Genomic DNA, 23,709 nt, shown 5'->3' on the forward strand with positions numbered 1-23,709 from the left:
AAGGGGGAGGTCAGGAGGGGGATGGGTTTCGGTGCCGGCGGTCGACCAAGTCCGCGCAAGCTCGACGGAAACCCATCCCCACCCCAACCCGGGAGTCGTCGCTTCGCTCCGCCGCTCCGGCGGCACGGAGCTATGCTCCGCGAAACCCCGCCTCCGCCCCCTTGAAGGAGAGGGAGCCGAGTTCGCCGCATCACGCATCACCCGTGGAGAGAGACAACCATGAACGCGCCCGCAGAGCACGCCAACCTCGCCAGGCAACACCTCATCGACCCCGAGATCTGCATCCGCTGCAACACCTGCGAAGAGATCTGCCCGGTCGATGCGATCACCCACGACAGCCGCAACTACGTCGTCAAGTTCGAAACCTGCAACGGCTGCCTGGCCTGCATCTCGCCCTGTCCGACGGGCGCGATCGACTCGTGGCGCAACGTCGACAAGGCCGCGCCGCACAGCCTCGCCGACCAGTATTCCTGGGACTACCTGCCCGACACCACCGAACTCGACCAGCTCGAAGCGACGGTGATGGGCGCGGTCGAACTGCCGGCCGAGGTCCAGCAGATCACCGAAGTCGCCACCGCCGGCCAGGGCGGCCCGGCGATGGCGCCGTGGTCCGCGTCGCACCCCTACGTCAATATCTACTCGCCGGCCGCCCCGGTCACCGCGACGGTCACCGGCAACTACCGCCTCACCGCCGAGGATGCCTCCAGCGACATCCACCACATCGTGCTCGACTTCGGCACGACCCCCTTCCCGGTGCTCGAAGGCCAGTCGATCGGCATCATCCCGCCCGGCACCGACGACAGGGGCAAGCCGCACCTGCTGCGCATGTACTCGGTCGCCAGTCCGCGCGACGGCGAGCGTCCGCACTACAACAACCTGTCGCTGACGGTGAAGCGCGTCGTCGAGGACCACGAAGGCAATCCGACCCGCGGCGTCGCGTCGAACTACGTGTGCGACCTCAAGAAAGGCGACAAGGTGCAGGTCACCGGCCCCTACGGCTCGACCTACCTGATGCCCAACCACCCCGGCTCGTCGATCATGATGATCTGCACCGGCACCGGCTCGGCGCCGATGCGCGCGATGACCGAACGCCGCCGCCGCCGCATGGACCGCAAGGAAGGCGGCGAGCTGATGCTCTTCTTCGGCGCGCGCGCCCCCGCCGAACTGCCCTACTTCGGCCCGCTGCAGAAGCTGCCGAAGGACTTCATCGACATCAGCTTCGCCTTCTCGCGCGTGCCCGGCGAGCCCAAGCGCTACGTGCAGGACGCGATCCGCGAGCGCGCCGACAAGGTGTTCAAGATGCTGCAGGACGACAACTGCTACATTTACATCTGCGGCCTCAAGGGCATGGAAGCCGGCGTCCTGGAAGCCTTCCGCGACATCTGCCGCGCGAACGGCGCCGACTGGGACGCACTGCGCCCGCAGCTGCTCGCGAAGGCCAGATTCCACGTAGAGACCTATTAATAGTAGGGCGGAAAAGCCGTAGGCGCCTTCCGCCGCATGCGTCGGTCCCAAGGTGTGCGGAGCCGGCAACATTCGGCGGAAGGCGCTTCGCTTTTCCGCCCTACGCAAAGCGTGGCGCCTGACGCCGCCGGCCCGTTTTGCCCCACAATGGCGCGCGGCACGCCCGCCCAAAGAGGCGCGCCCTGACATAAAGAGAGGAGACCCCCCGACATGCCCCGCCCCGTCTACATCTGCGACGCCATCCGCACCCCCTTCGGCCGCTACGCCGGCACCCTCTCGTCCATGCGCGCCGACGATCTCGCCGCGCTGCCGATCCGCGCGCTCGTCGCGCGCAACGCCGCCGTCGACTGGACCGCCGTAGATGACGTCATCTACGGCTGCGCCAACCAGGCCGGCGAGGACAACCGCAACGTCGCGCGCATGGCCGCGCTGCTCGCCGGGCTGCCGGTCGAAGTGCCCGGCACCACCGTCAACCGCCTGTGCGGCTCGAGTCTCGACACGCTGGGCATGGCGGCGCGCGCGATCGCCTCGGGCGAGACCGAGCTGATGATCGCCGGCGGCGTCGAAAGCATGAGCCGCGCGCCTTTCGTGCTGGGCAAGGCCGACAGCGCCTTCTCGCGCAGCGCGAAGATCGAGGACACGACCATCGGCTGGCGCTTCGTGAACCCGCTGATGAAGGCGCAGTACGGCATCGACTCGATGCCCGAGACCGCCGAGAACGTCGCGCAGGAATTCGGCGTCTCGCGCGCCGACCAGGACGCCTTCGCGCTACGCAGCCAGCAGCGCTGGGCCGCCGCAAACGAGCGCGGCTTCTTCGCGCGCGAGATCCTGCCGGTCGAGGTCCCGCGCAAGAAAGGCGATCCGCTGATCTTCAGCGCCGACGAGCACCCGCGCCCCGACACCACGCTCGAAGCGCTGGCGAAGCTCAAGGGCGTCGTGCGCCCGGACGGCAGCGTCACCGCCGGCAACGCCTCCGGCGTCAACGACGGCGCCTGCGCGCTGCTGCTCGCCTCCGAAGACGCCATGCGCCGCCACGGCCTCACCCCGCGCGCGCGCATCCTCGGCACCGCCGCCGCGGGCGTGTCGCCGCGCATCATGGGCATCGGCCCCGCACCGGCGACGCAGAAACTCCTCGCGCGCCTGGGCATGAACATCGGCGAATTCGACACCATCGAGCTCAACGAAGCCTTCGCCGCGCAGGGCCTCGCGGTGCTGCGCCAGCTGGGCCTGCCCGACGACGGCGAGCATGTGAACCCGAACGGCGGCGCCATCGCGATCGGCCATCCGCTCGGGGCCTCCGGCGCGCGCCTCGTCACCACCGCACTCAACCAGCTCGAGACCACCGGCGGCCGCTTCGGCCTCGCGACCATGTGCATCGGCGTCGGCCAGGGCATCGCGCTCGCCTTCGAGCGCGTGTGAAAGACCGGCCTCACAACAACATGCTGCACCGGAGAGAGAGACGAACGTGAAACCGGAAGCCGTCCAGATCATCCGCGACGAGCACCTCGCAATCAGCGCGGTGCTCTACTCGCTGCGCTACCTCGTCAAGGGCATGCGCAAGGGCGAAGCGCCCAACTTCCCGCTGCTGCGCGCAATCCTCGACTACATCGTGTCCTACCCCGACCGCTGGCACCACCCGAAGGAGGACAAGTACCTGTTCGCCGCCGTGCAGCGGCGCACGCGCGAAGCCGACGGCCTCATCGGCCGCCTCGAACGCGAGCACACGCTGGGCTACCCGATGGTCGAGGACCTCAAGAAGCAGCTCGTCGCCTTCCAGGGCGGCGACGCCAAGGCCGGCGAAGCCTTCTACGACACGGCCGAACGCTATGCCGAGTTCGAATGGGACCACCTGCGCACCGAGGAAGACGCCCTGATCCCCATCGCCGAACGCGTGCTCACCGCGGAAGACTGGACCGAGATCGCCACCGCCTTCCGCGAGAACGACAACCCGCTCTTCGGCATCAAGCCCAAGGACGAGGCCGAGACGTTGTACCAGCGCATCCTCAGCCTCACCCCGGCGCCAATCGGAGTCGGCAAGGCGCAGTAACGCCCTCGCCGTTCCCCCGGCACAAGGCGGGACGAACTCCCGCCCTCCCCGCACCCCATCCCCATGTGTGAACGCAGGAATCGCTGAACAAATCGGTTTCAACGCGTGAGCCAGTGAAGAGTTTTTCAGCTCTTTGGCACCTTTCTGCCCAAGGCGATGCGGTTCGGGAAACTTAAACAGCGTGTTCGCGGCCGGCGCCGCCTCTCGCGCCAGATCGATGCCGGCGAAGGCGCGGATCGCCTGGCAGTCGTAGCATGCCGCCACCGGGCGGAGCCAGGCGAATAAATCAGCAGTTCCCTAAGGCGCACACCACGATTTTCGCCACGAATCGTGGTCCGTGCCGATCTGCCGGATAGTCCGCAGCCATCGCGGTAGTCCGCACCGCACAAACCAGACCACGACCACAGTCAGCGCCAATCCTCGGAAAAATTTTCCCAAGGGCATTAGCGTCCGTTACCGCTTACCCGCTGACTGGTGTGTAGCGCAGCAAACCTGATCGCGCAGCGATAGCTCCGACGGCATGCGTTAGCTTGTGCATATCGCATACGCCATCTGGAAATTTCGTTGTCATTGATATCCCTTGTGCGTAACATCAGCCGCCTTGCAGCGACAAGAACGAATAGCATAAAAAACGTCGCATCGGACGAACAGCACATTTAACTGTTTGTAAATACGGGAAAATAAATCCATGGCAATTCGGAACGGATCCAAGAAGAACGACACCCTCACCGGCGGCATTGGCGACGACCAGCTCTATGGCCGCCAGGGCAACGACCTCCTCAATGGTGGCGACGGCAATGACCTGTTGTTTGGTGAATCCGGCAGCGACTCACTCAGCGGTGGTGCCGGCAACGACTACCTCGACGGAGGCACGGGAAGCGACACGATGGCAGGCGGCTCCGGAAACGACATCTATGTCGTCGACGGCACGACCGACATCGTCACCGAACTCGCAGGCGAAGGAACCGATACCGTTCAAAGCAGCGTCAGCTACACGCTCGGCAGCAACGTCGAGAACCTCGTGCTGATGGGAACCGGCAACCTCTCCGGTACCGGCAACGCACTGGCCAATGAGCTTTACGGCAACGACGGCAACAACACTCTGAACGGCCTGGCAGGCGCCGACACGATGGTTGGCGGTGACGGTGACGATACCTACGTGGTCGACAACGTCGGCGATGTCGTCATCGAGAACGCCGGCGAGGGCACCGACACGATCCAGGCTGCCACGAGCTACACCCTCGGTGCGAACGTCGAGAACCTGACGATCACCGGAAACAGCTTTGGAAGCTTCTCCGGAACCGGCAACGATCTCGACAACGTGCTGACGACGAATGGCTACTTCACCTACGACACGCTCAACGGTGGCGCCGGCGCCGACACCATGTCCGGCGGATCGGGCAACGACACCTACCACGTGGACAACACGGGCGACACGGTGATCGAGGGTGCCGGCCAAGGCACCGACACCGTGATCAGTACCATCAGCCATACGCTGGCCGCAAACGTCGAGAACCTGACGCTGGTCGGAACGGGCCTGATCGGCACGGGCAACGCGCTCGACAACACCTACGCCATCAACGACATCGGCAACTCCATTGTCGAAGCGGCGGGCGGCGGAACCGACATGGTCGTCAGCAGCGTCAATTACACGCTGGATGCGAACGTCGAGAAGCTGACGCTGGTCGGAACGGGCCTGGTCGGCACCGGCAACGCGCTGGACAACACCTACGTCATCAACAACTCCAGCAACACCATTGTCGAAGCGGTGGGCGGCGGAACCGACACCGTCCTCAGCAGCGTCAGCTACACCCTCGGTGCGAACGTCGAGAACCTGACGATCACCGGAAACAGCTTCGGAAGCTACTCCGGAACAGGCAACGATCTCGACAACGTGCTGACGACGAATGGCTACTTCACCTACGACACGCTCAACGGTGGCGCCGGCGCCGATACGATGTCCGGCGGATCGGGCAACGACACCTACCACGTGGACAACACGGGCGACACGGTGATCGAGGGTGCCGGCCAAGGCACCGACACCGTGATCAGTACCATCAGCCATACGCTGGCCGCAAACGTCGAGAACCTGACGCTGGTCGGAACGGGCCTGATCGGCACGGGCAACGCGCTCGACAACACCTACGCCATCAACGACATCGGCAACTCCATTGTCGAAGCGGCGGGCGGCGGAACCGACATGGTCGTCAGCAGCGTCAATTACACGCTGGATGCGAACGTCGAGAAGCTGACGCTGGTCGGAACGGGCCTGGTCGGCACCGGCAACGCGCTGGACAACACCTACGTCATCAACAACTCCAGCAACACCATTGTCGAAGCGGTGGGCGGCGGAACCGACACCGTCCTCAGCAGCGTCAGCTACACCCTCGGTGCGAACGTCGAGAACCTGACGATCACCGGAAACAGCTTCGGAAGCTACTCCGGAACAGGCAACGATCTCGACAACGTGCTGACGACGAATGGCTACTTCACCTACGACACGCTCAACGGTGGCGCCGGCGCCGATACGATGTCCGGCGGATCGGGCAACGACACCTACCACGTGGACAACACGGGCGACACGGTGATCGAGGGTGCCGGCCAAGGCACCGACACCGTGATCAGTACCATCAGCCATACGCTGGCCGCAAACGTCGAGAACCTGACGCTGGTCGGAACGGGCCTGATCGGCACGGGCAACGCGCTCGACAACACCTACGCCATCAACGACATCGGCAACTCCATTGTCGAAGCGGCGGGCGGCGGAACCGACATGGTCGTCAGCAGCGTCAATTACACGCTGGATGCGAACGTCGAGAAGCTGACGCTGGTCGGAACGGGCCTGGTCGGCACCGGCAACGCGCTGGACAACACCTACGTCATCAACAACTCCAGCAACACCATTGTCGAAGCGGTGGGCGGCGGAACCGACACCGTCCTCAGCAGCGTCAGCTACACCCTCGGTGCGAACGTCGAGAACCTGACGATCACCGGAAACAGCTTCGGAAGCTACTCCGGAACAGGCAACGATCTCGACAACGTGCTGACGACGAATGGCTACTTCACCTACGACACGCTCAACGGTGGCGCCGGCGCCGATACGATGTCCGGCGGATCGGGCAACGACACCTACCACGTGGACAACGCGGGCGACATGGTGATCGAGAGCGCGAACCAGGGCACCGACACCGTGATCAGCACCGTCAGCCATACCCTGGCCGCCAACGTCGAGAACCTGACGCTGACTGGGACCGGCAACGTAGACGGCATCGGCAACACCTTGGCGAACACGCTGGCCGGTAATGCCGGCAACAACGTGCTGACTGGTGGCGCCGGTAATGACATCTTCCGGTTCGATACCGCGCTCAATGCCAGCACGAACCTCGACACCATTACCGACTTCGCGGCTGGAGTAGACGACATCCAGCTGGAGAATGCGATCTTCACGTCGCTGACCACGACGGGTGCGCTGAATTCAGGTTGGTTCATCGGTGGCGCCGGCGTCACTGCCGCAGCCGACGCCAATGATTACCTGATCTACAACAGCACGACCGGCGCGCTGTACTACGATCAGGACGCCAACGGCGCCGGCCAGGCGGTGCAGTTCGCTACGCTGTCGGGGACCCCGTCGCTGTCCGCATCGGACTTCCTCGTCAGCTGACGTCGTCCGGAGCTGGCGGGGAGTTCAACCCCTGCCGGCAGTCCGACAATCGTTACCCCAGACGCGCCGGGATATGTTTCCGGTGCGTCTATTTTTTTGTTTGGCGAAAACGCCCGAGTGTCTATATTTTCACGACCCCTGAGCAGTTGATTGCCGACTTCCAACGTGACATCGAGAGCTGGAACGATGAAAATTGCGGGCCGCATAACGGCCGCATGGGGTGCTCACAGCCGGCGCTCCGCGCGCAGGCGCCGCAGCACGCTCGCACGATACCAGCGCGACAACAGCGGCCGCAGCCCCGGCAGGCCGATCAGCCAGGCCAACGGGCGCAGCAGCGGCACGCGCGCCATCAGCAGGATGTACGCATCCAGCTCGCGCCGCACGCGGCCTGCGTCATCGCGCACGTGCAGTTCGCGCAGCGCGGCGCCGGGGTCTATGCCCAGTGCGTGCAGTTCCGCGTCGCGCCCGGTGATGTCCACCCAGCAGGTGTCCGCGCCCGCCTCGCCCGCCAGCCGCTCGTACTGCGCACGGTCGCGCACGCAGCGCGGGCACGCGCCATCGTAATAGACGGTGATCCGTTCTTCCCGCTCCGCCATCGCCTCGCTCCATGACCTCCACGCAGGTTTGACCGCCCCTCCGCGCCCTTCGTGCCGGGGGCAATATCGGCTACAGTCCTCCGGCATGAACCCTGCCACCGAAACCGTCGTGCTCGTACACGGCCTGTGGATGCACGGGCTCGTGTTCGGCCTCCTGCGTCGCCGCCTCGAACGCAGCGGCTTCCTCACGCACGCGTGGTCCTACCCTTCGGTGCGGCACGGCCTCCTCGCCAACGCGGACGCCTTGTCGCGCTTCCTTGCCGACCTGCAGGCCGACCGCATCCACCTCGTCGGCCACAGCCTGGGCGGCATCGTCATCGCCAACGCGCTCGCCCGCCATCCTGATCCGCGCGTACGCCGCTGCGTCCTCATGGGCCCGCCCTGGGCCGCATCGCGCAGCGCGACCGGGCTGCAGCACGTTCCCGGCATTTCCGCCCTCATCGGGCATTCGATGCGCGACTGGCTCCCGCCCGCGACCGGAGCTGCCTGGCGTCGAGATCGGCGTCATCTCGGGCAGCCGGCCGCTCGGGCTCGCCGGCGCCCTGGTCGGGCTGCCGCGGCCCCACGACGGCATCGTGATGGTCGAGGAGACCCGCGTCGCCGGCGCGCGCGACGCCATCACGCTGCATGTGAGCCACATGGAAATGCTCCTGTCCGCACGCTGCGCGGATCAGGTCGCAGCCTTCCTGCACACCGGCGAGTTCGCCCACGATGCGGAGGAAAGCCACGGCGGACAAGGCATCCAGCCCTGAACTGAGCGCCCGTCCGGCGTTCGCTCGCGGATTTTTGCTGCACCGCACAAAATAGTTCTTGACGGGAGTTCCCAACCCGATACAATGGAATTGTGCAATGCAACAAAACCTGCCGGCAGCAGTGGGCCAGCAGACGATGACCCCCGCCCCAACAGGAGAAATACCATGAACGCCACGACCGAAACTTTCGCCAGCGCCTCGAAGAACGCCTTTGCCGCCGTTGAAGCCTCCACCCGCAGCAGCTTCGCCACCTTCGAGCGCCTCGCTGCACTGAATATCAACGCCGGCCGCAGCGCCCTCGAAGACGGCATCGCGACCGTGCATGCGCTGCTGTCCGTGAAGACCCCGAACGAACTGGTGACCGTGTCCGCAGCGCTGGTCCGCCCGACCGCCGAGAAGACGATGGCCTGGTTCCGCAGCAGCTACGAGATCCTCGCCCAAGGCATCGAAGAGGCCGCCGCGCCCTACGAAACCCAGTACGCGGAAGTGAACAAGGCCATCGGCGTCGCGCTCGAAAAGGCCGCCAAATCCGCCCCGGTCGGCTCCGAAACGGCCGTTGCCGCGGTACAGTCGGCAATCGCCGCCGCCAACTCGGCCTACGACACCGTGAACAAGGCGACCCGCAAGGTCATCCAATTCACCGAAGCCAACGTCGCGGCGACCACCCGCGCCGCCGTCGATGCGGTGAGCACGCCGGCCACGACCAAGGCCAAGAAGTCGGCCTGATCCTCCGCGGGGCCCGAGCCCCGCACGGCGGCTCCGATGCCGCCAATTGCTGCCCCCTCCGGCGCCTTCGGGCGCCGGAGTCGTTTCCGGTTATCCTTGCGCGCTTCCCCGGCAGCACGCAACCCACTACAACAATGACGACCTCCCCCCGCGCCCCCGAACTCCTCGCCCCCGCCGGCTCCCTGCAGATGATGCGCACCGCCTTCGCCTACGGTGCCGACGCGGTCTACGCCGGCCAGCCGCGCTACTCGCTGCGCGTGCGCAACAACAGCTTCGACAAGCTCGACGCGCTCGCGACCGGCATTGACGAGGCGCACGCCGCGGGCAAGGCCTTCTACCTCGTCAGCAACATCTACCCGCACAACAGCAAGGTGCGCAGCTTCGTCGCCGACATGGAACCGGTGATCGCGCTCAAGCCCGACGCGCTGATCATGGCCGACCCCGGCCTCATCATGATGGTGCGCGAGCGCTGGCCTGAGGTCGAGGTGCATCTGTCGGTGCAGGCCAACACGACGAACTACGCCGCGGTGCGCTTCTGGCAGTCCGTCGGCATCAAGCGCATCATCCTGTCGCGCGAACTGTCGCTCGACGAGATCGAGGACATCCGCCAGGCTTGCCCCGACATGGAGCTGGAAGTCTTCGTGCACGGCGCGCTGTGCGTCGCCTATTCCGGCCGCTGCCTGCTGTCGGGCTACTTCAATCACCGCGACCCCAACCAGGGCACCTGCACGAACTCCTGCCGCTGGGACTACAAGGTGCATGAAGCGAACGAGGACGGCTCGGGCGACCTGCATGCCAGCGCCAAGGGCGCTGCGGACACGACCGCCACCGCACTCGGCGGCGGCGCGCGTCACGAATCGGCCTCGCGCGTGTACCTCCTCGAGGAAGGCACCCGCCCCGGCCAGCTGATGCCCATCGAGGAAGACGAGCACGGCACCTACATCCTCAACTCCCGGGACCTGCGCGCGGTCGAGCACGTCGAACGCCTCGTCGCGATCGGCATCGACTCCTTGAAGATCGAAGGCCGCACCAAGAGCCCCTACTACGTCGCGCGCGCGAGCCAGGGCTACCGCCGCGCGATCGACGACGCGGCGGCCGGCCGCCCCTTCGACATGCGTCTGCTCGGCGAGCTCGAAGGCCTCGCGAATCGCGGTTACACCGACGGCTTCTACCAGCGCCACCACACCCCGGAACACCAGAACTACCTGCGCGGCCACTCCGAATCGGGGCGCAGCCTGTTCGTCGGCGAAGTGCTGGGCGTGGATCCCGCCAGCGGTCTCGCGGAAGTCGAGGTGAAGAACGGTTTCGGCATCGGCGACCAGCTGGAGTTCGTCCAGCCGCAGGGCAACATCGTCGCCGCGCTCGAACGGCTCGAAAGCCTCGACGGCGAAGCGCTCGCCCGCATCCCCGGTGCCGGCCGCCGCGTACGCCTGCCGCTACCCGCGGGTGCGCAGGCCGACGCGCCGTGCTTCGTCGCCCGCCTGCTCTGAAGTGCCCCGCGCGCCGCGCGCGGGCGTGTGTCACCGAATCTAAGCGCCGGGCGAGACCTTCTTCCGGCCGCCCGGCATGACGGCGCCACCCTGCCCGCGCACGAACTTGCGGACGATGCGCAGGCGCGGCGACCGCGCGGTCGCGCGCTCCTCCGCCCCGGACGACGCACCGTCCGAACCGGCACGCCCCGCCCGCTTCTCGCCGTACATCGCCGCATCCGCGTGACGGATCAGCTCCTCCGGCTCGCTGCCGTGCTCGGGGCACACGCTCACCCCCAAGCTGGCAGTGAGCTGCAGCACCAGTCCGTGGCGCAGCTCGACCGGCTGCGCCACGGCGGCGAGCAGCTTCAACGCGACCGGCTCCGCGGCCGCCTGCTCCGTCACGCCGGGCAGGAGCACGACGAACTCGTCCCCCGCAATGCGTGCGACCGTATCGGTCTCGCGCACGCTGCCGCGCATGCGCGCGGCAACCGTGCCCAGCACCGCGTCGCCGACGTCGTGGCCATAACTGTCATTCACTTCCTTGAAACGGTCGAGATCGACGAAGAACAGCGCGAACCCCTCGCCGGTACGCCGCCAGTGCGCGCTCGCCTGTCCAACGCGATCGTAGAACAGGCGCCGGTTGGGCAGCCCGGTCAGCGGGTCGTGCAGCGCACTGTGGGTCGCGCACTGCAGGCGCTCGTGCTCGCGCGCAACCGCCGCACGGTGGCGGCGCAAGTACAGCACCAACACGACGAGCGTGGCGCCGGCGAGGCCGATCGCCAGCAGCAGGGGCTCGCTGCGGATGTCCAGGAAGCGCAGCTGGCGGGTCACCGTCAGTCGCACCGGCTGCGAGGTGCTGACATCCTCCACGTTCAGGGTGAACTTCGGCAGCAGGCGGCGCTCCAGCTCACTCGCCGGCTGCGTTGCCAGCATCGCGTAGAGCGGCGGATCATGCGGCCCCGCCTCTCCCAGCATGCGCAGGACGTGGGCAGTACGCGCGCTGCGGCGGCCGGGGACCAGTGAATCGGCTTTCACGACCAGCAGCGCGTAGCGCTGCTCCGCCCCCGGCGCCCGCAGGAGCGAGGGCGCCGTGTCGGTGCGCTGCATCACCACGTAGGCCAAAGGCCCCTCGATCAGCGCGAACGGCCGCGTGGATACCGCCCCCTGGCTCGCCTCGGCGCGCCGAAGGGTTTCGCGCAAGTGCGGCACCGAATCGAGATCGAGGCCGAGCACCGGCAAGGACTCGGGCGTTTGCGGCCACAGGAAGCTGACCGGGAAATAGGCCGCCTTCTCCGGCACGTCCTGCCACTGCCTGCCGTTCTGATAGCCGAAGCTGCCGATACGGGCGCCCGGACCGGCCCGCTCCGCAAGCGCCCGTTCGAAGTCCCCCCGCGCACGCGCCGGCACCTTCTCGACCACCTCGAGCATGTAAATGTGCGGATGGTCGCCCAGCAGGCGGCTCGCAAAACCGGCCATCTGCTCCTGCGTCGGAGCCCCGAGCACGTCGAGAAAGGCAGCGAAACCCGACAGCAGGGCATCGTTGGTACGCAGACGGTCGCGCAACAGCTCGATGTCCGCTTCGGCGTCCGCCTGGAACTCGGCGCGGATGTCTTCCCAGGCGCCGCGCAGCACCAGCGCGAACAACGACACGCTGAACAACATCCACGCGAGAAGCAGAACCGCGTACAGCGGACTGTCGCCTCTGCGCTGCTGCGGCCGTTCCTCGCTATCCACGATATCCTCCCCTACCCGCGGTCTCCGATCCGTTACAGCGCCCGTTCGCCGGCCTCCGGAAAGGGATCGGGTACCGGTAGGTGCACTCTATTCCTGTCCCGTTATGACGTATATACGGCAAAGGTCGTAGCTATCAGACTGATTTTGTAGAGCATTTGCGCAAACTGATCGCCCGCCCCATCGCGTATCGCGGGCGCATCGGCGCCCCCTCGGCCGCAGCGGATCGGATCCTCCGGCGCGGTCTGCCATCATCTGGGCTATAATGCAAAGCTTTGTTTTAACTGAAAATCAGGATTCTCCGTGCTCGTCGCCGCCAACATCACCATGCAGTTCGGGGCCAAGCCCCTGTTCGAGAATGTCTCCGTCAAGTTCGGCGAAGGCAATCGCTACGGCCTGATCGGCGCGAACGGCGCGGGCAAGTCAACCTTCATGAAGATCCTGTGCGGCGCGCTCGAATCGAGCGCCGGCAACGTCTCGAAGGACCCGCACGAGCGCATGGCCTACCTGCGCCAGGACCAGTTCGGCTACGAGGACATGCGCGTACTCGACGTCGTGCTGATGGGCCACGCAGAAATGTGGGCCTGCATGGCGGAGAAGGACGCGATCTACGCGAACCCCGAGGCGACTGAAGAAGACTACATGCACGCGGCGGAGCTCGAAGGCAAGTTCGCCGAATACGACGGCTATACCGCCGAATCGCGCGCCGGCGAGCTGCTGCTGGGCGTGGGCATCGGCACGGAACTGCACAACGGGCCGATGAAGAACGTCGCGCCGGGCTGGAAGCTGCGCGTGCTGCTGTGCCAGGCGCTGTTCGCGAACCCCGACATCCTGCTGCTCGACGAACCGACCAACAACCTCGACATCAACACCATCCGCTGGCTCGAGGACGTGCTCAACGAGCGCAACAGCACCATGGTCATCATCTCGCACGACCGTCACTTCCTGAACCAGGTGTGTACGCACATGGCGGACCTCGACTACGGCACGATCACCGTGTACGCCGGCAACTACGACGACTACATGGAAGCATCGACGCTCGCGCGCCAGCGCCAGCAGGCCGCCAACTCGCGCGCCAAGGAAAAGATCCAGGACCTGCAGGAGTTCGTGCGCCGCTTCTCGGCCAACAAGTCCAAGGCCAAGCAGGCCACCAGCCGTCTGAAGCTGATCGACAAGCTCAAGCCCGAGGACGTCAAGCCGTCCAGCCGCCAGTACCCGTGGATCCGCTTCGACTACGACGACAAGGACAAGCTGCACCGCCTCGCGTGCGAAGTCGAGAACCTGTCCTTCGCCTACGAGGGCATGGAGAAGCCGCTGATCAACAAGTTCTCGATCGCCATCGAGGCGGGCGAGAAAGTCGCAATCATCGGCGAGAACGGCGTCGGCAAGACCACCCTGATGAAGCTGCTGCTTGGCGACCTCAAGCCGCAGAAAGGCGGCGTGAAGTGGGCCGAGAAGGCCAAGCCGGGCTATTACGCGCAGGACCATTCGGCCGACTTCGCCAGCGACACCAGCCTGACCGAATGGATCGCCGACTACGCGCGCGTCACCGTGGACTCGCAAGGCGGCGATCTCGAGACACTGATCCGCGGCACCCTTGGCCGCCTGCTGTTCTCCGGCGACGACGTGCGCAAGTCGGTCAAGGTGATCTCCGGCGGCGAACAGGGCCGCATGCTATTCGGCAAGCTGATGCTGTCGCGCCCCAACGTGCTGCTGATGGACGAGCCGACGAACCACCTCGACATGGAATCGATCGAGTCGCTCAACACCGGTCTCGAGAAATTCGCCGGCACGCTGCTGTTCATCTCGCACGACCGCGAGTTCGTGTCCTCGCTGGCAACCCGCGTCATCGAGATCAAGCTCGACGGGACCATCGTCGATTACCGCGGCACCTACGAGGAATATCTCGCCAGCCAGGGACTGGAATAAGCCTCGCGACCCAGCAAAAACTGGGTCAAATTCCCCAACGCATAGTCGATTCGAGTTATATTTGACTCGTTTTGCATAATTTATTGCGCACCGCCTAGCCCGCGGGTATATTCGGCCGCTCACATCCCCGCTCGGGGAGATTTTTTCATGGGCGGCTGGTCTTGGTTACGACACGGGGCATTTCCTTGCTGCTGGCGGCAACGACGGTGATTTACGGCGCCGGGCCGGCGCGTGCCGACTACACGGACTGTCGCACCTGTCATTACGCGACCAACGTCGACAGCGCCACCCCCGACCTCACTGGATATTTCGTCGATCCGGGGCATCATCCGGTACGGGTGAACTACCCGATACGCCCCGACTACAACCTCCCGCCCACCACGACCGCGACGGGAATCCTTTTCTTTGACGTGAACGGCAACGGCGCGCCCGACCCGGACGAGGTCCAGTTGTTCAGCAGCAGCGTCCTGTCCGCCACGACCGGCACCGGCACGACGACACGCACGAAGGGCAAGCCGAAGAGCACCGCGACCACCGACACGTGGGTGATCGACTGCGCGTCCTGTCACATCGAGCACGGCCTGACGCCCGCCGACCCTCAGCACACTGCCGACTACGTGCGCGGCGCAGGCGGCGACCGCCTGCTGTGCATCACCTGCCACAACATGTAGCGACCCGAACGGCCGGCGGACCGGGCGTCCCGCGCCGGCGCGTCGCACACCACGGCCATCCACGCCGAGTCGGCTACAATCGACGACACCCCAAGGGCGTCGGCGACCATGATCGGCATTTTCCTCATCACCCACGGCACGCTCGGCGAGGCGCTGATCCAGTGCGCCTGCCATGTGCTGAACAAACGCCCCGACAACGTCATCCAGCTCGGCCTGTCCGGCCAGGACGATCCGCTCGACATATTGCCGGAGGCACGCCGGCTGCTCGCGACGGTCGACAAGGGGCATGGCGTCGTGATACTCACGGATATCTACGGCGCCACGCCGGCGAACGTCGCACGCAAACTGCTGGAGCCGGGGCGCGTCGAAGGCATCGCCGGCGTGAACCTGCCGATGCTGCTGCGGGTGCTGACCTACCGGGAAAGAGACATGAACACGCTCGTCGAGCGCGCCATCACCGGCGGCTGCGAGGGCGTGCTGCACATGAAGTGAGAGAGACATGCCGAGAGCGGAAGCCGAGATCATCAACAAACTGGGCCTGCATGCGCGCGCGTCGGCCAAACTGACGCAGCTCGCGAGCAGCTTCGGGGCCGACATCTGGCTCGAGCGCAACGGGCGCCGCGTCAATGCGAAGAGCATCATGGGCGTCATGATGCTCGCCGCCGCACGCGGCGCGACGATCACGATCGAGACCGCCGGCCAGGACGAGGACAAGGCGCTGGAGGCGGTCCTCGCCCTCATCGCCGACCATTTCGGCGAAGGGGAATAGCCCGATGCCCTTCACGATCCACGGGCTCCCCGTCTCCCAGGGCATCGCGATCGGCCATGTGCATCTGGTGTCGCACGCGATGCTGGAGGTGAACCACTACCACGTCGCGGCGAGATACCTGCCCGAGGAAGTGGAGCGTCTGAACGAGGCGGTCGCCACCGTGCAGGGCGAGCTGGTGGGGCTGAAGGCCGCCGCGACGGCCGGCCAGCCGCACAGCGAGGTGGGCGCCTTCGTCGACCTGCAGCTGATGATGCTGGCCGACCCGATGCTGGTCGAGGCCGCGCGCGTTCTGATCTCCGAGCGGCGCTGCAATGCCGAGTGGGCGCTGGTGCAGCAGATGGAGCTCGTGGTCGAGCAGTTCGACCAGATCGAGGATCCTTACCTGCGCGAGCGCAAGGCTGACGTCGTGCAGGTGGTCGAGCGCATCGTGAAGGTGCTGCTGGGCCACCCCGGCCACCTGCCGCCGAAACGCCGCGACGGGCTGGGCACGATCATCGTCGCGCATGACCTGTCGCCGGCGGACACGATCGGCTTCCGCGACCACAACATCGGCGGCTTCGTGACCGACGTCGGCGGCCCGACGAGCCATACGGCGATCGTCGCGCGCAGCCTGCGCATCCCGGCCGTGGTCGGCCTGCACCATATCCGCCAGCTGGTCGAAGAAGACGAGCTGCTGATCATCGACGGCACGCGCGGCGTCGTGATCGTCTCGCCCGACGAGCGCATCGTCGAGGAATACCGCCTGCGCCGCAGCGAGCTGGAGCTGGAGCGCTCGAAGCTCAACCGCCTGAAGGACACGCGCGCGACGACGCTCGACGGCGAGGACGTTAACCTGCTGGCGAACATCGAGGGGCCGAAGGACCTGAACCAGGTGAAGGCCGTCAACGCCGACGGCGTGGGCCTGTACCGCACCGAGTTCCTGTTCTTGGGCCGCGACTCGCTGCCCGACGAGGACGAGCAGTACGAGGCTTACCGCACGGTGCTGAAGTCGCTGCAGGGCAAGCCGGTGACGATCCGCACTTTCGACGTCGGTGCCGACAAGGCGCTGAACGGCGTGAGCGCGCGCTTCGAGCCGAATCCGGCGCTGGGGCTGCGCGCGATCCGCTATTCGCTGGCCGAGCCGCAGATGTTCATGACGCAGTTGCGTGCGCTGCTGCGCGCCTCGGTGCATGGCCAGCTGCGCATCATGATCCCGATGCTCGCGCATGCGCACGAGATCGACCAGTCGCTGCAGTTGATCGCGAAGGCGAAGGCGGAGCTCGACGCGGAGGGCCTGAAGTACGACCCGCGCGTGGAGATCGGCGGAATGATCGAGGTGCCGGCGGCGGCGCTGGCGCTCGGGATGTTCATCCGCCGCCTGTCTTTCCTGTCGATCGGCACGAACGACCTGATCCAGTACACGCTCGCGATCGACCGTTCCGACGAGGCGGTCGTGCATCTCTACGACCCGCTGCACCCGGCGGTGCTGAAGCTGATTGCCGGCACGATCCAGGCGGGCGCGCGCTTCGGCCTGCCGGTGTCGGTGTGCGGCGAGATGGCGGGCGACCCGGCCTATACGCTGCTGCTGCTGGGCATGGGGCTGCGCAACTTCTCGATGCACCCGGGTCACATCCTCGAGATCAAGCAGCAGGTGCTGCGCGCCGACCTCAACGAACTGGCACCGCGCGTGCAGCGCATCCTGAAGATGGACGAGCAGTCCAAGGTGCGGGAAGCGGTGATGCGGCTCGCAAGTTGAGCCGTGACCGCGGGCGTTTGACAATTGATCCGGCCCGCGATAGTTTTAAGTCTTAGCGCCGATTTGAACCACAGCTTGCGGGCGCTCAATAAATCCGGCTAAAGCGAGGGCGACCCAGTCCGCGTTTTCCAAGCCGGCTGGGTTTTTTCGTTTACAAGAATACGGCCATGATCCAACCCCAATCCGTCGGAGTCGTCGTCCCGCAACGGGCGCACTTCGCCGAGCCGCTGCCGCTGCGCAGCGGGGGCACGCTGCCCGAATACGAGCTGGTCTACGAGACCTACGGCGAACTGAACGCGGACCGCAGCAATGCGGTGCTGGTGTGCCACGCGCTGTCGGGATCGCACCACGTCGCCGGCCACTATGCCGACGCGCCGAACAACGCCGGCTGGTGGGACAACCTCGTCGGCCCCGGCAAGCCGCTCGACACGCGCAAGTTCTTCGTCATCGGCGTGAACAACCTCGGCGGTTGCCACGGCTCGACCGGCCCGATCTCGATCAACCCGGCGACCGGCCAGCCGTGGGGCGCGGATTTCCCCTTCGTGACGGTCGAGGACTGGGTCGCGGCGCAGGCGCGGCTCGCCGACCGGCTGGGCATCGCCCGCTTCGCCGCGATCGTCGGCGGCAGCCTGGGTGGCATGCAGGCCCTGTCGTGGTCGCTGCAGTACCCGGAGCGCGTCGCCAACGCGGTGGTGATCGCGTCGGCGCCCAAGCTCACGGCGCAGAACATCGCGTTCAACGAGGTCGCGCGTCAGGCGATCCTGTCGGATCCGGAGTTCTACGGCGGTCACTACTACGCGCACGGCGTCGTGCCGACGCGCGGCCTGAAGCTCGCGCGCATGGTGGGCCACATCACCTATCTGTCCGATGACGCGATGGGCGACAAGTTCGGACGCAGCCTGCGCCACGGCAAGGCGATCTACAGCTACGACGTGGAGTTCGAGATCGAGTCCTACCTGCGCTACCAGGGCGACAAGTTCGCGGGTTTCTTCGACGCGAACACCTACCTGCTGGCGACCAAGGCGCTCGATTACTTCGACCCGGCCTTCGAGCACGGCGGCAACCTGCCGGCGGCGCTGGCGCGCGCGACGGCCGACTTCCTCGTCGTGTCTTTCAGCACCGACTGGCGCTTCTCGCCCGCGAGGAGCCGCGAGATCGTCTATGCGCTACTGCACAACCAGCGCAACGTGAGCTACGCGGAGATCGAGAGCGACGCGGGGCACGATTCCTTCCTGCTCGACGAAGCGCAGTACCACGCGCTGCTGACCGCCTACTTCGACCGCATCAAGGTTTAGCCATGTCCTACCGTTACGACTACGAAGTCATCACCCAGTGGATCGCGCCGGGGGAGAAGGTGCTCGACCTCGGCTGCGGCGACGGCAGCCTCCTGAAGCATCTTGGGGAGGTGCGTCAGGTTCAGGGTTACGGCGTCGAGAACGACCCGGACAAGCTGCTCGCGTGCACGCGCAACGGCGTGAACGTGATCCAGATGGACATGGAGAAGGGGCTCGCGGGGATCGAGGACGGCTTCTTCGACCACGTGATCATGAGCCTGTCGCTGCAGGCGATGCACAACACGCAGGGCATCCTCGTCGAGATGCTGCGCGTTGCGCGCGAGGCGGTCGTGAGCTTCCCGAACTTCGGCTACTGGCGCCACCGCCAGAGCATCCTCAACGGCCGCATGCCGGTGTCGGAGAGCCTGCCGCACCAGTGGTTCAACACGCCCAACGTGCGCTTCTTCACGATCTCGGACTTCGATGCGCTGTGCGAGATGAACGGCATCGCAGTGCGCGAGCGCCTCGCCTTCGACGAGGGCAAGCTGATCCTCGACGAGGCGAACTTCCTTGCGAGCGTGGCGGTGTACCGGCTCGGCCGCGGCGCCTGAGGCCAGCCCGCAGAGACGACAAGGCCCGCACGCAGCGGGCCTTTTTCATCGGGGCGTGGCGCCCTAGCCGACGACGAAGTTCGTGACGTCGACGCGCACGGTCGGGCGGCCCAATGCGACGGCGGTCGCGACGGCGAACTGCTTGGCCCAGTCTCCGCGCTCCTTGAAACGATCCTCACCGCCGTACTTGGCGACGTTGAGGACCATGTCGAGCACCAGGATCTTGCCCATCGGGTTCGACGGCGTGCATTCGAGCCGTTCGAACTCGCCCGACAACCAGGCACGCGCCTGGTCCTTCGCGAGACTGGCGGCGTCGGCGTCGGACACGATCGTCTCGTATTCGCGCTCGGCGCCGAAAACCACGTTGATGTGCTGCGTCATCCCTATCTCCTCTCCTTATTGGTTTAGCTGTTGAACGCGCATTCTCGGGCGAGTCGCGCAGGCAGGCAAGCCCGCGCCGGGACAAGGCCCCGCGGGGCCGGAATGTAAGCCGCTGCTGCGGTGTCGGCGCCGGTTGCGGCAATCTGGGATAATGCGCCGAACCCTCGCCGAAAGCATCCCGTGTCGTCCATTCCCTCCGCTCCGCCCCCCGCCGGCCCGACATCTTCCCGTCCTGCCTGGATGGACGCCCTGCTCAACCGCCGGATGCTGATCTGCATCTTCACCGGCTTCACGTCGGGCCTGCCGCTGTACCTGCTGCTGAACCTGGTGCCGGCGTGGCTGAAGACCGAGGGGCTGTCGCTGAAGGCGATCGGGGCGTTCGCGCTGATCCAGTTCCCCTACACGTGGAAGTTCGTGTGGGCGCCGCTGCTGGACCGCTTCGGCATCCTGCCGTGGCTGGGGCGGCGGCGCAGCTGGATGCTGGTGTCGCAGCTGGGGCTGGTCGGGGCCATCGCCTGGCTGGGGCAGCTGTCGCCGACCGAAAACCTGAAGCTGGTGGTCGCGCTGACCGCGGTGCTCGCCTTCCTGTCGGCGACGCAGGACATCGCGCTGGATGCCTTCCGCCGAGAGCTCCTGCCCGAGCTGGAGCTGGGGCTGGGCAACGCGATGCACGTGAACGCCTACCGCATCGCCGGGCTGGTGCCGGGCTCGCTGGCGCTGATCCTCGCCGACCGCCTGCCGTGGAGCGAGGTGTTCGTGATCACGGCGCTGTTCATGCTGCCGGGGGTCGCGATGACGCTGATGGTGAAGGAGCCGGCGATCGCGGCCGGCGCGCCGCGCACGCTGCGCGACGCGGTGGTCGAGCCTTTCCGCGAGTTCTTCGGCCGCCACGGGCTGCAGTCGGCGCTGCTGGTGCTGACCTTCATCTTCTTCTACAAGCTCGGCGATTCGCTGTGCACGGCGCTGGCGACGCCGTTCTACCTCGACATGGGCTTCACCAAGACCGAGATCGGCCTGATCGCGAAGAACGCGGGCCTGTGGCCGTCGGTGATCGGCGGCATCCTCGGCGGGATCTGGATGGTGAAGCTGGGCATCAACCGTGCGCTGTGGCTGTTCGGCGTGGTGCAGGTCGCGAGCATCCTCGGTTTCGTATGGCTGGCGTGGCTGGGGACGGCCCCTTCGGACGCGGCACGCCTAACCGCGCTGGCGATCGTGATCTCGGCCGAGGCGGCGGGCGTCGGGCTGGGCACGACGGCCTTCGTCGCCTACATGGCGCGCACGACGCATCCCGCCTACACGGCGACCCAGCTGGCGCTTTTCACAAGCCTGATGGCGGTGCCGCGCACCTTCATCAACGCGTCGGCCGGCTGGTTGGTCGAGCGCATGGGCTGGTACGACTTTTTCTGGCTGTGCTTCTTCCTCGCGCTACCGGGGATGCTGCTGTTGATCCGCGTCGCGCCGTGGAACGGCGAGGCGAAGGCGATCGCGGCGGCGCCCGGACGCGCCTGAATCCTCTTTCTGCAACGATGACCACGACTACTGCCGATTCCCTGATCGCCGCGGCGCGCGCGCTGTCGGGCACCCTGGACGCGATGCGCTTCGCCGCACCGGTGAGCCACGTCTACAACCCTCTCGATTATGCGTGGGCGATCCACGAGGACTACCTGCGCCGTTATGCGGCAGGCCGCAAGCGCATCGTGTTCCTGGGCATGAATCCGGGCCCCTTCGGCATGGCGCAGACCGGCGTGCCCTTCGGCGAGATCGACGCGGTGCGCGACTGGCTGGGGCTCGCGGGGCCGGTCGGCAAGCCGGCGGTGGAGAATCCCAAGCGCCCGGTCGAAGGCTTCGACTGCGCACGCTCGGAAGTGAGCGGACGACGCCTGTGGGGCCTGTTCCGCGAGCGCTTCGGCACCGCCGAGGCCTTTTCCGCGGAGCATTTCGTCGCCAACTACTGCCCGCTGGCCTTCTTCGACGGCGGCCGCAACCTGACGCCGGACAAGCTGCCGGCGGCCGAAGCTCAGCCGCTGCTCGCGGCCTGCGACGAGCACCTGCGCCGCATGATCGACGCACTTGCGCCCGACTGGGTGATCGGCATCGGCGCCTGGGCGGAAGCCCGTGCGACTACGGCGCTGGACGGGCGCCAGCTGCGCATCGGCCGCGTGCTGCACCCCAGCCCCGCGAGCCCGGCGGCGAACCGCGGCTGGTCGGAGGCGGCGAGCCGGCAGCTGGCCGAACTCGGAATCTGGTAACGAGAATCGGCGACGCGCGGCCCGCAAGACCGTCCCGCGGGTGCCTCGCGCCCGACCGAAACGCCCGTAACAATCCCCTACTGCAGGTACGGTATTCCCCTCCATACGCCACGGTCAGGCGCAACTATTTGTTGCATCTCCGGTTTGCGCCGCCTCCTCCCGATGTGACATTTTGATAACCCGTTCGCAAGAAAACCCGATTTTCATAGGGTCTGCGATCGGCCCGTCGCAACGCTGTCTCGCAAGCTCATGCTTCAGAGGGGGAGGATACGGTGGCGTCGCATCTCGGCATTCTGTCGGTTCTGCAGGCATTGCGCGAACGCCTTGCGATCCGCATGGCGGCGCGCCTGGGCGGCAACCCGCAGGTCGAGATCCTCGGCTCGCAGACGCTGGCCGGCAGCCCGCAGCCGAACACGAACACGCTCGGGCTGTACCTGCACCGCGTCTCGGTTGACCCCTTCAGCCGCAACCGCCACCTGCCGGCGGCCGAAGGCCGCCGCGCGCCGCGCCCGGAACTGCCGGTAAACCTGCACCTGCTGCTGATCGCGTGGTGCACGCATACCGAGGAGGAGATCGGCTATCTCGCCGCGGCGATCCAGATCATCGGCGGCGGGCTGCCGCTGACGAGCGCCGACGTGAGCCTCGCGGACCCGGCGTGGGGCGCCGAGGACAGCGTGCAGGTGATGCCCGAGGAGATGAGCACCGAGGACCTGATGCGCCTGTGGGACAGCCTGCCGGGCGACTACCGGTTGTCGGCGCCCTACCTGATCAAGACCGTGCGCCTCGGGCCGGACATCGACCCGGCCGAGGGGCCGCCGGTGCGCACGCTGGTGTTCCCGATGGACGACCGCAGCGGGACCGGGCAGTGATCGTCGAGACGCTGGTGCTGCATGCGAGCGACTTCGTCGAGTGGCTCGACGCGAGCGGCGTGCAGGCGGTGCCGCGGCGCGCGGTGCCGGCACAGGCGCTGGATGTGCGCCTCACGCAGGCGCCGTCCGATCTCAAGCTGATCCACAAGTCGGCCGGCACGACGCTGTGGCGGCGCGAGCCGGAAGGCTTGTGCCTGGTGATCGATGGCGAGGCGATGCCCGCCGATCTGGTGCCGCCGGACGAGGCGCTGTTTGCCGTTGCCGGCGAGGTGCGCGATCGGGCCGGGATCTTCCTGCCGCGGCGCTTTGCCTTCGACGCGGGCCAGCGCGCGGGGCACCGCCTGCGCTTGTTCCGCTCGCCCCTGGGCACACGCTTCGGCAGCGCCGGCGGACTCTACGGGCGCACGGTGCTGGAAGACGGTACGCCGGTGCCGTGGACGCTGCTGGAGCTGCGCGTGACCCCGCCGCTCGCGGCGCCGCTCGACTTCGTCGCGCAGAGCGACGCGCACGGCGAATTCCGCCTGTCGCTGGAGCGGCTTCCGGCGCTGACGAAAGACGCGCCGGCGACAACCTATCTCGCGACGCTGAAGCTGCGCGCCGCAGCCGGCGACATGAATCCCGACTCGCTGCCCGAGGCGCGCGTGCGCGGCACCGGCAGCGGCAATGCGGCGTTCAAGACCGAACTCAAGGTGGACATTGCGCCGGGGCGCATCGCCACCCTTGCCAGCCCGGGACGGGATGCCCTCGTCCTGCGGTTTTCCTGAACCGCACC

General features: G+C 66.6%; 21 protein-coding genes and 2 pseudogenes. 19 read left to right on the top strand and 4 right to left on the bottom strand.

Annotated features, from left to right (window positions below):
• Positions 1 to 219: 219 nt before the first annotated feature.
• The 3 genes from boxA to AzCIB_RS23100 all read left to right on the top strand — a co-directional run bounded on the left by boxA (position 220) and on the right by AzCIB_RS23100 (position 3,511).
• Positions 220 to 1,464, top strand: coding sequence for a benzoyl-CoA 2,3-epoxidase subunit BoxA (gene boxA, locus AzCIB_RS23090; RefSeq protein ID WP_050418046.1), 1,245 nt, complete (start codon positions 220 to 222; stop codon positions 1,462 to 1,464).
• A 210-nt stretch (positions 1,465 to 1,674) separates the two neighbouring features.
• A complete protein-coding gene (pcaF, locus tag AzCIB_RS23095; protein ID WP_050418047.1) occupies positions 1,675 to 2,883 on the top strand; it encodes a 3-oxoadipyl-CoA thiolase in 1,209 nt (402 codons plus the stop codon).
• A 46-nt stretch (positions 2,884 to 2,929) separates the two neighbouring features.
• Positions 2,930 to 3,511: a hemerythrin domain-containing protein gene (locus AzCIB_RS23100; protein ID WP_050418048.1), complete on the top strand. Its 582-nt coding sequence runs from the start codon at positions 2,930 to 2,932 to the stop codon at positions 3,509 to 3,511.
• A gap of 120 nt (positions 3,512 to 3,631) precedes the next feature.
• Here AzCIB_RS23100 and AzCIB_RS25105 read toward each other — a convergent pair.
• Positions 3,632 to 3,769, bottom strand: a pseudogene (locus AzCIB_RS25105) (IS5/IS1182 family transposase); the annotation flags it as partial.
• A gap of 430 nt (positions 3,770 to 4,199) precedes the next feature.
• Between AzCIB_RS25105 and AzCIB_RS23105 the strand changes: the two are divergent.
• Positions 4,200 to 7,172, top strand: a complete 2,973-nt coding sequence (locus tag AzCIB_RS23105; RefSeq protein WP_050418049.1) for a calcium-binding protein — start codon at positions 4,200 to 4,202, stop codon at positions 7,170 to 7,172.
• Positions 7,173 to 7,396: 224 nt separating this feature from the next.
• Here AzCIB_RS23105 and AzCIB_RS23110 read toward each other — a convergent pair whose 3' ends face one another.
• Positions 7,397 to 7,768, bottom strand: a complete 372-nt coding sequence (locus AzCIB_RS23110) for a thiol-disulfide oxidoreductase DCC family protein (protein ID WP_050418050.1) — start codon at positions 7,766 to 7,768, stop codon at positions 7,397 to 7,399.
• Between the two features lie 130 nt (positions 7,769 to 7,898).
• On the opposite strand from AzCIB_RS23110, the pseudogene AzCIB_RS24780 reads away from it, so the two are divergent.
• The 4 genes and pseudogenes from AzCIB_RS24780 to trhP form a co-directional block, all read left to right on the top strand.
• A pseudogene (locus tag AzCIB_RS24780) lies at positions 7,899 to 8,285 on the top strand (esterase/lipase family protein); the annotation flags it as partial.
• 61 nt (positions 8,286 to 8,346) lie between these two features.
• Positions 8,347 to 8,520 (top strand): hypothetical protein, encoded by a 174-nt coding sequence (locus tag AzCIB_RS24785; protein ID WP_232299469.1) that lies wholly within the window; start codon positions 8,347 to 8,349, stop codon positions 8,518 to 8,520.
• Positions 8,521 to 8,685: 165 nt separating this feature from the next.
• The gene (locus AzCIB_RS23120) at positions 8,686 to 9,246 is read left to right on the top strand and encodes a phasin family protein (protein ID WP_050418051.1); all 561 of its coding nucleotides are present in this window, start codon (positions 8,686 to 8,688) and stop codon (positions 9,244 to 9,246) included.
• Positions 9,247 to 9,380: 134 nt separating this feature from the next.
• Positions 9,381 to 10,736: a prephenate-dependent tRNA uridine(34) hydroxylase TrhP gene (gene trhP / locus AzCIB_RS23125; protein ID WP_050418052.1), complete on the top strand. Its 1,356-nt coding sequence runs from the start codon at positions 9,381 to 9,383 to the stop codon at positions 10,734 to 10,736.
• Between the two features lie 39 nt (positions 10,737 to 10,775).
• Here the strand turns inward: trhP and AzCIB_RS23130 are convergent, their stop codons facing one another.
• Positions 10,776 to 12,452 (bottom strand): sensor domain-containing diguanylate cyclase, encoded by a 1,677-nt coding sequence (locus tag AzCIB_RS23130; RefSeq protein WP_050418053.1) that lies wholly within the window; start codon positions 12,450 to 12,452, stop codon positions 10,776 to 10,778.
• A 300-nt stretch (positions 12,453 to 12,752) separates the two neighbouring features.
• Here AzCIB_RS23130 and AzCIB_RS23135 point away from each other — a divergent pair, with 300 nt between their 5' ends.
• The 7 genes from AzCIB_RS23135 (at position 12,753) to metW (ending at position 19,438) form a co-directional block, all read left to right on the top strand.
• Positions 12,753 to 14,378: an ABC-F family ATPase gene (locus tag AzCIB_RS23135; RefSeq protein ID WP_050418054.1), complete on the top strand. Its 1,626-nt coding sequence runs from the start codon at positions 12,753 to 12,755 to the stop codon at positions 14,376 to 14,378.
• 161 nt (positions 14,379 to 14,539) lie between these two features.
• Positions 14,540 to 15,049: a hypothetical protein gene (locus AzCIB_RS23140; RefSeq protein ID WP_157058551.1), complete on the top strand. Its 510-nt coding sequence runs from the start codon at positions 14,540 to 14,542 to the stop codon at positions 15,047 to 15,049.
• 108 nt (positions 15,050 to 15,157) lie between these two features.
• Complete coding sequence (locus AzCIB_RS23145) at positions 15,158 to 15,541, top strand: PTS sugar transporter subunit IIA (RefSeq protein ID WP_050418056.1); 384 nt, start codon at positions 15,158 to 15,160, stop codon at positions 15,539 to 15,541.
• 7 nt (positions 15,542 to 15,548) lie between these two features.
• Positions 15,549 to 15,818: an HPr family phosphocarrier protein gene (locus AzCIB_RS23150; protein WP_050418057.1), complete on the top strand. Its 270-nt coding sequence runs from the start codon at positions 15,549 to 15,551 to the stop codon at positions 15,816 to 15,818.
• A gap of 4 nt (positions 15,819 to 15,822) precedes the next feature.
• Complete coding sequence (gene ptsP / locus AzCIB_RS23155; protein ID WP_050418058.1) at positions 15,823 to 17,553, top strand: phosphoenolpyruvate--protein phosphotransferase; 1,731 nt, start codon at positions 15,823 to 15,825, stop codon at positions 17,551 to 17,553.
• 167 nt (positions 17,554 to 17,720) lie between these two features.
• Entirely contained in the window at positions 17,721 to 18,848 is a 1,128-nt protein-coding gene (gene metX / locus AzCIB_RS23160) for a homoserine O-succinyltransferase MetX (RefSeq protein ID WP_050418059.1), read from the top strand.
• A 2-nt stretch (positions 18,849 to 18,850) separates the two neighbouring features.
• Positions 18,851 to 19,438, top strand: coding sequence for a methionine biosynthesis protein MetW (metW, locus tag AzCIB_RS23165; protein ID WP_050418060.1), 588 nt, complete (start codon positions 18,851 to 18,853; stop codon positions 19,436 to 19,438).
• 63 nt (positions 19,439 to 19,501) lie between these two features.
• On the opposite strand, the gene AzCIB_RS23170 is transcribed toward metW, so the two are convergent.
• Positions 19,502 to 19,819 (bottom strand): hypothetical protein, encoded by a 318-nt coding sequence (locus AzCIB_RS23170; RefSeq protein ID WP_050418061.1) that lies wholly within the window; start codon positions 19,817 to 19,819, stop codon positions 19,502 to 19,504.
• Between the two features lie 240 nt (positions 19,820 to 20,059).
• Here AzCIB_RS23170 and AzCIB_RS23175 point away from each other — a divergent pair, with 240 nt between their 5' ends.
• The 4 genes from AzCIB_RS23175 (at position 20,060) to AzCIB_RS23190 (ending at position 23,701) form a co-directional block, all read left to right on the top strand.
• On the top strand, positions 20,060 to 21,328 hold the full coding sequence (locus AzCIB_RS23175; protein ID WP_050418062.1) for an AmpG family muropeptide MFS transporter: 1,269 nt from the start codon (positions 20,060 to 20,062) through the stop codon (positions 21,326 to 21,328).
• Between the two features lie 17 nt (positions 21,329 to 21,345).
• Entirely contained in the window at positions 21,346 to 22,068 is a 723-nt protein-coding gene (locus AzCIB_RS23180) for a uracil-DNA glycosylase family protein (RefSeq protein ID WP_050418063.1), read from the top strand.
• Between the two features lie 272 nt (positions 22,069 to 22,340).
• Positions 22,341 to 22,937 carry a Pvc16 family protein gene (locus AzCIB_RS23185; protein ID WP_050418064.1) on the top strand — a complete coding sequence of 199 codons (597 nt, stop codon included), beginning with the start codon at positions 22,341 to 22,343 and terminating at the stop codon, positions 22,935 to 22,937.
• On the top strand, positions 22,934 to 23,701 hold the full coding sequence (locus AzCIB_RS23190; protein ID WP_050418065.1) for a hypothetical protein: 768 nt from the start codon (positions 22,934 to 22,936) through the stop codon (positions 23,699 to 23,701). The genes AzCIB_RS23185 and AzCIB_RS23190 overlap by 4 nt, the downstream gene beginning before the upstream one ends.
• Positions 23,702 to 23,709 lie beyond the last annotated feature (8 nt).

The sequence above is a fragment of the Azoarcus sp. CIB genome (genome assembly GCF_001190925.1).
In the GTDB taxonomy this organism is placed as follows: Bacteria; Pseudomonadota; Gammaproteobacteria; order Burkholderiales; family Rhodocyclaceae; genus Aromatoleum.

Excerpts from the sequence above, each read along its gene's own strand:
- boxA (WP_050418046.1), top strand. The coding sequence starts at position 220 with ATGAACGCGCCCGCAGAGCACGCCAACCTCGCCAGGCAACACCTCATC.
- pcaF (WP_050418047.1), top strand. The coding sequence starts at position 1,675 with ATGCCCCGCCCCGTCTACATCTGCGACGCCATCCGCACCCCCTTCGGC.
- AzCIB_RS23105 (WP_050418049.1), top strand. The coding sequence starts at position 4,200 with ATGGCAATTCGGAACGGATCCAAGAAGAACGACACCCTCACCGGCGGC.
- AzCIB_RS23110 (WP_050418050.1), bottom strand. The coding sequence starts at position 7,768 with ATGGCGGAGCGGGAAGAACGGATCACCGTCTATTACGATGGCGCGTGC.
- AzCIB_RS24785 (WP_232299469.1), top strand. The coding sequence starts at position 8,347 with ATGGTCGAGGAGACCCGCGTCGCCGGCGCGCGCGACGCCATCACGCTG.
- AzCIB_RS23120 (WP_050418051.1), top strand. The coding sequence starts at position 8,686 with ATGAACGCCACGACCGAAACTTTCGCCAGCGCCTCGAAGAACGCCTTT.
- trhP (WP_050418052.1), top strand. The coding sequence starts at position 9,381 with ATGACGACCTCCCCCCGCGCCCCCGAACTCCTCGCCCCCGCCGGCTCC.
- AzCIB_RS23145 (WP_050418056.1), top strand. The coding sequence starts at position 15,158 with ATGATCGGCATTTTCCTCATCACCCACGGCACGCTCGGCGAGGCGCTG.
- AzCIB_RS23150 (WP_050418057.1), top strand. The coding sequence starts at position 15,549 with ATGCCGAGAGCGGAAGCCGAGATCATCAACAAACTGGGCCTGCATGCG.
- ptsP (WP_050418058.1), top strand. The coding sequence starts at position 15,823 with ATGCCCTTCACGATCCACGGGCTCCCCGTCTCCCAGGGCATCGCGATC.
- metX (WP_050418059.1), top strand. The coding sequence starts at position 17,721 with ATGATCCAACCCCAATCCGTCGGAGTCGTCGTCCCGCAACGGGCGCAC.
- metW (WP_050418060.1), top strand. The coding sequence starts at position 18,851 with ATGTCCTACCGTTACGACTACGAAGTCATCACCCAGTGGATCGCGCCG.
- AzCIB_RS23170 (WP_050418061.1), bottom strand. The coding sequence starts at position 19,819 with ATGACGCAGCACATCAACGTGGTTTTCGGCGCCGAGCGCGAATACGAG.
- AzCIB_RS23175 (WP_050418062.1), top strand. The coding sequence starts at position 20,060 with ATGGACGCCCTGCTCAACCGCCGGATGCTGATCTGCATCTTCACCGGC.
- AzCIB_RS23180 (WP_050418063.1), top strand. The coding sequence starts at position 21,346 with ATGACCACGACTACTGCCGATTCCCTGATCGCCGCGGCGCGCGCGCTG.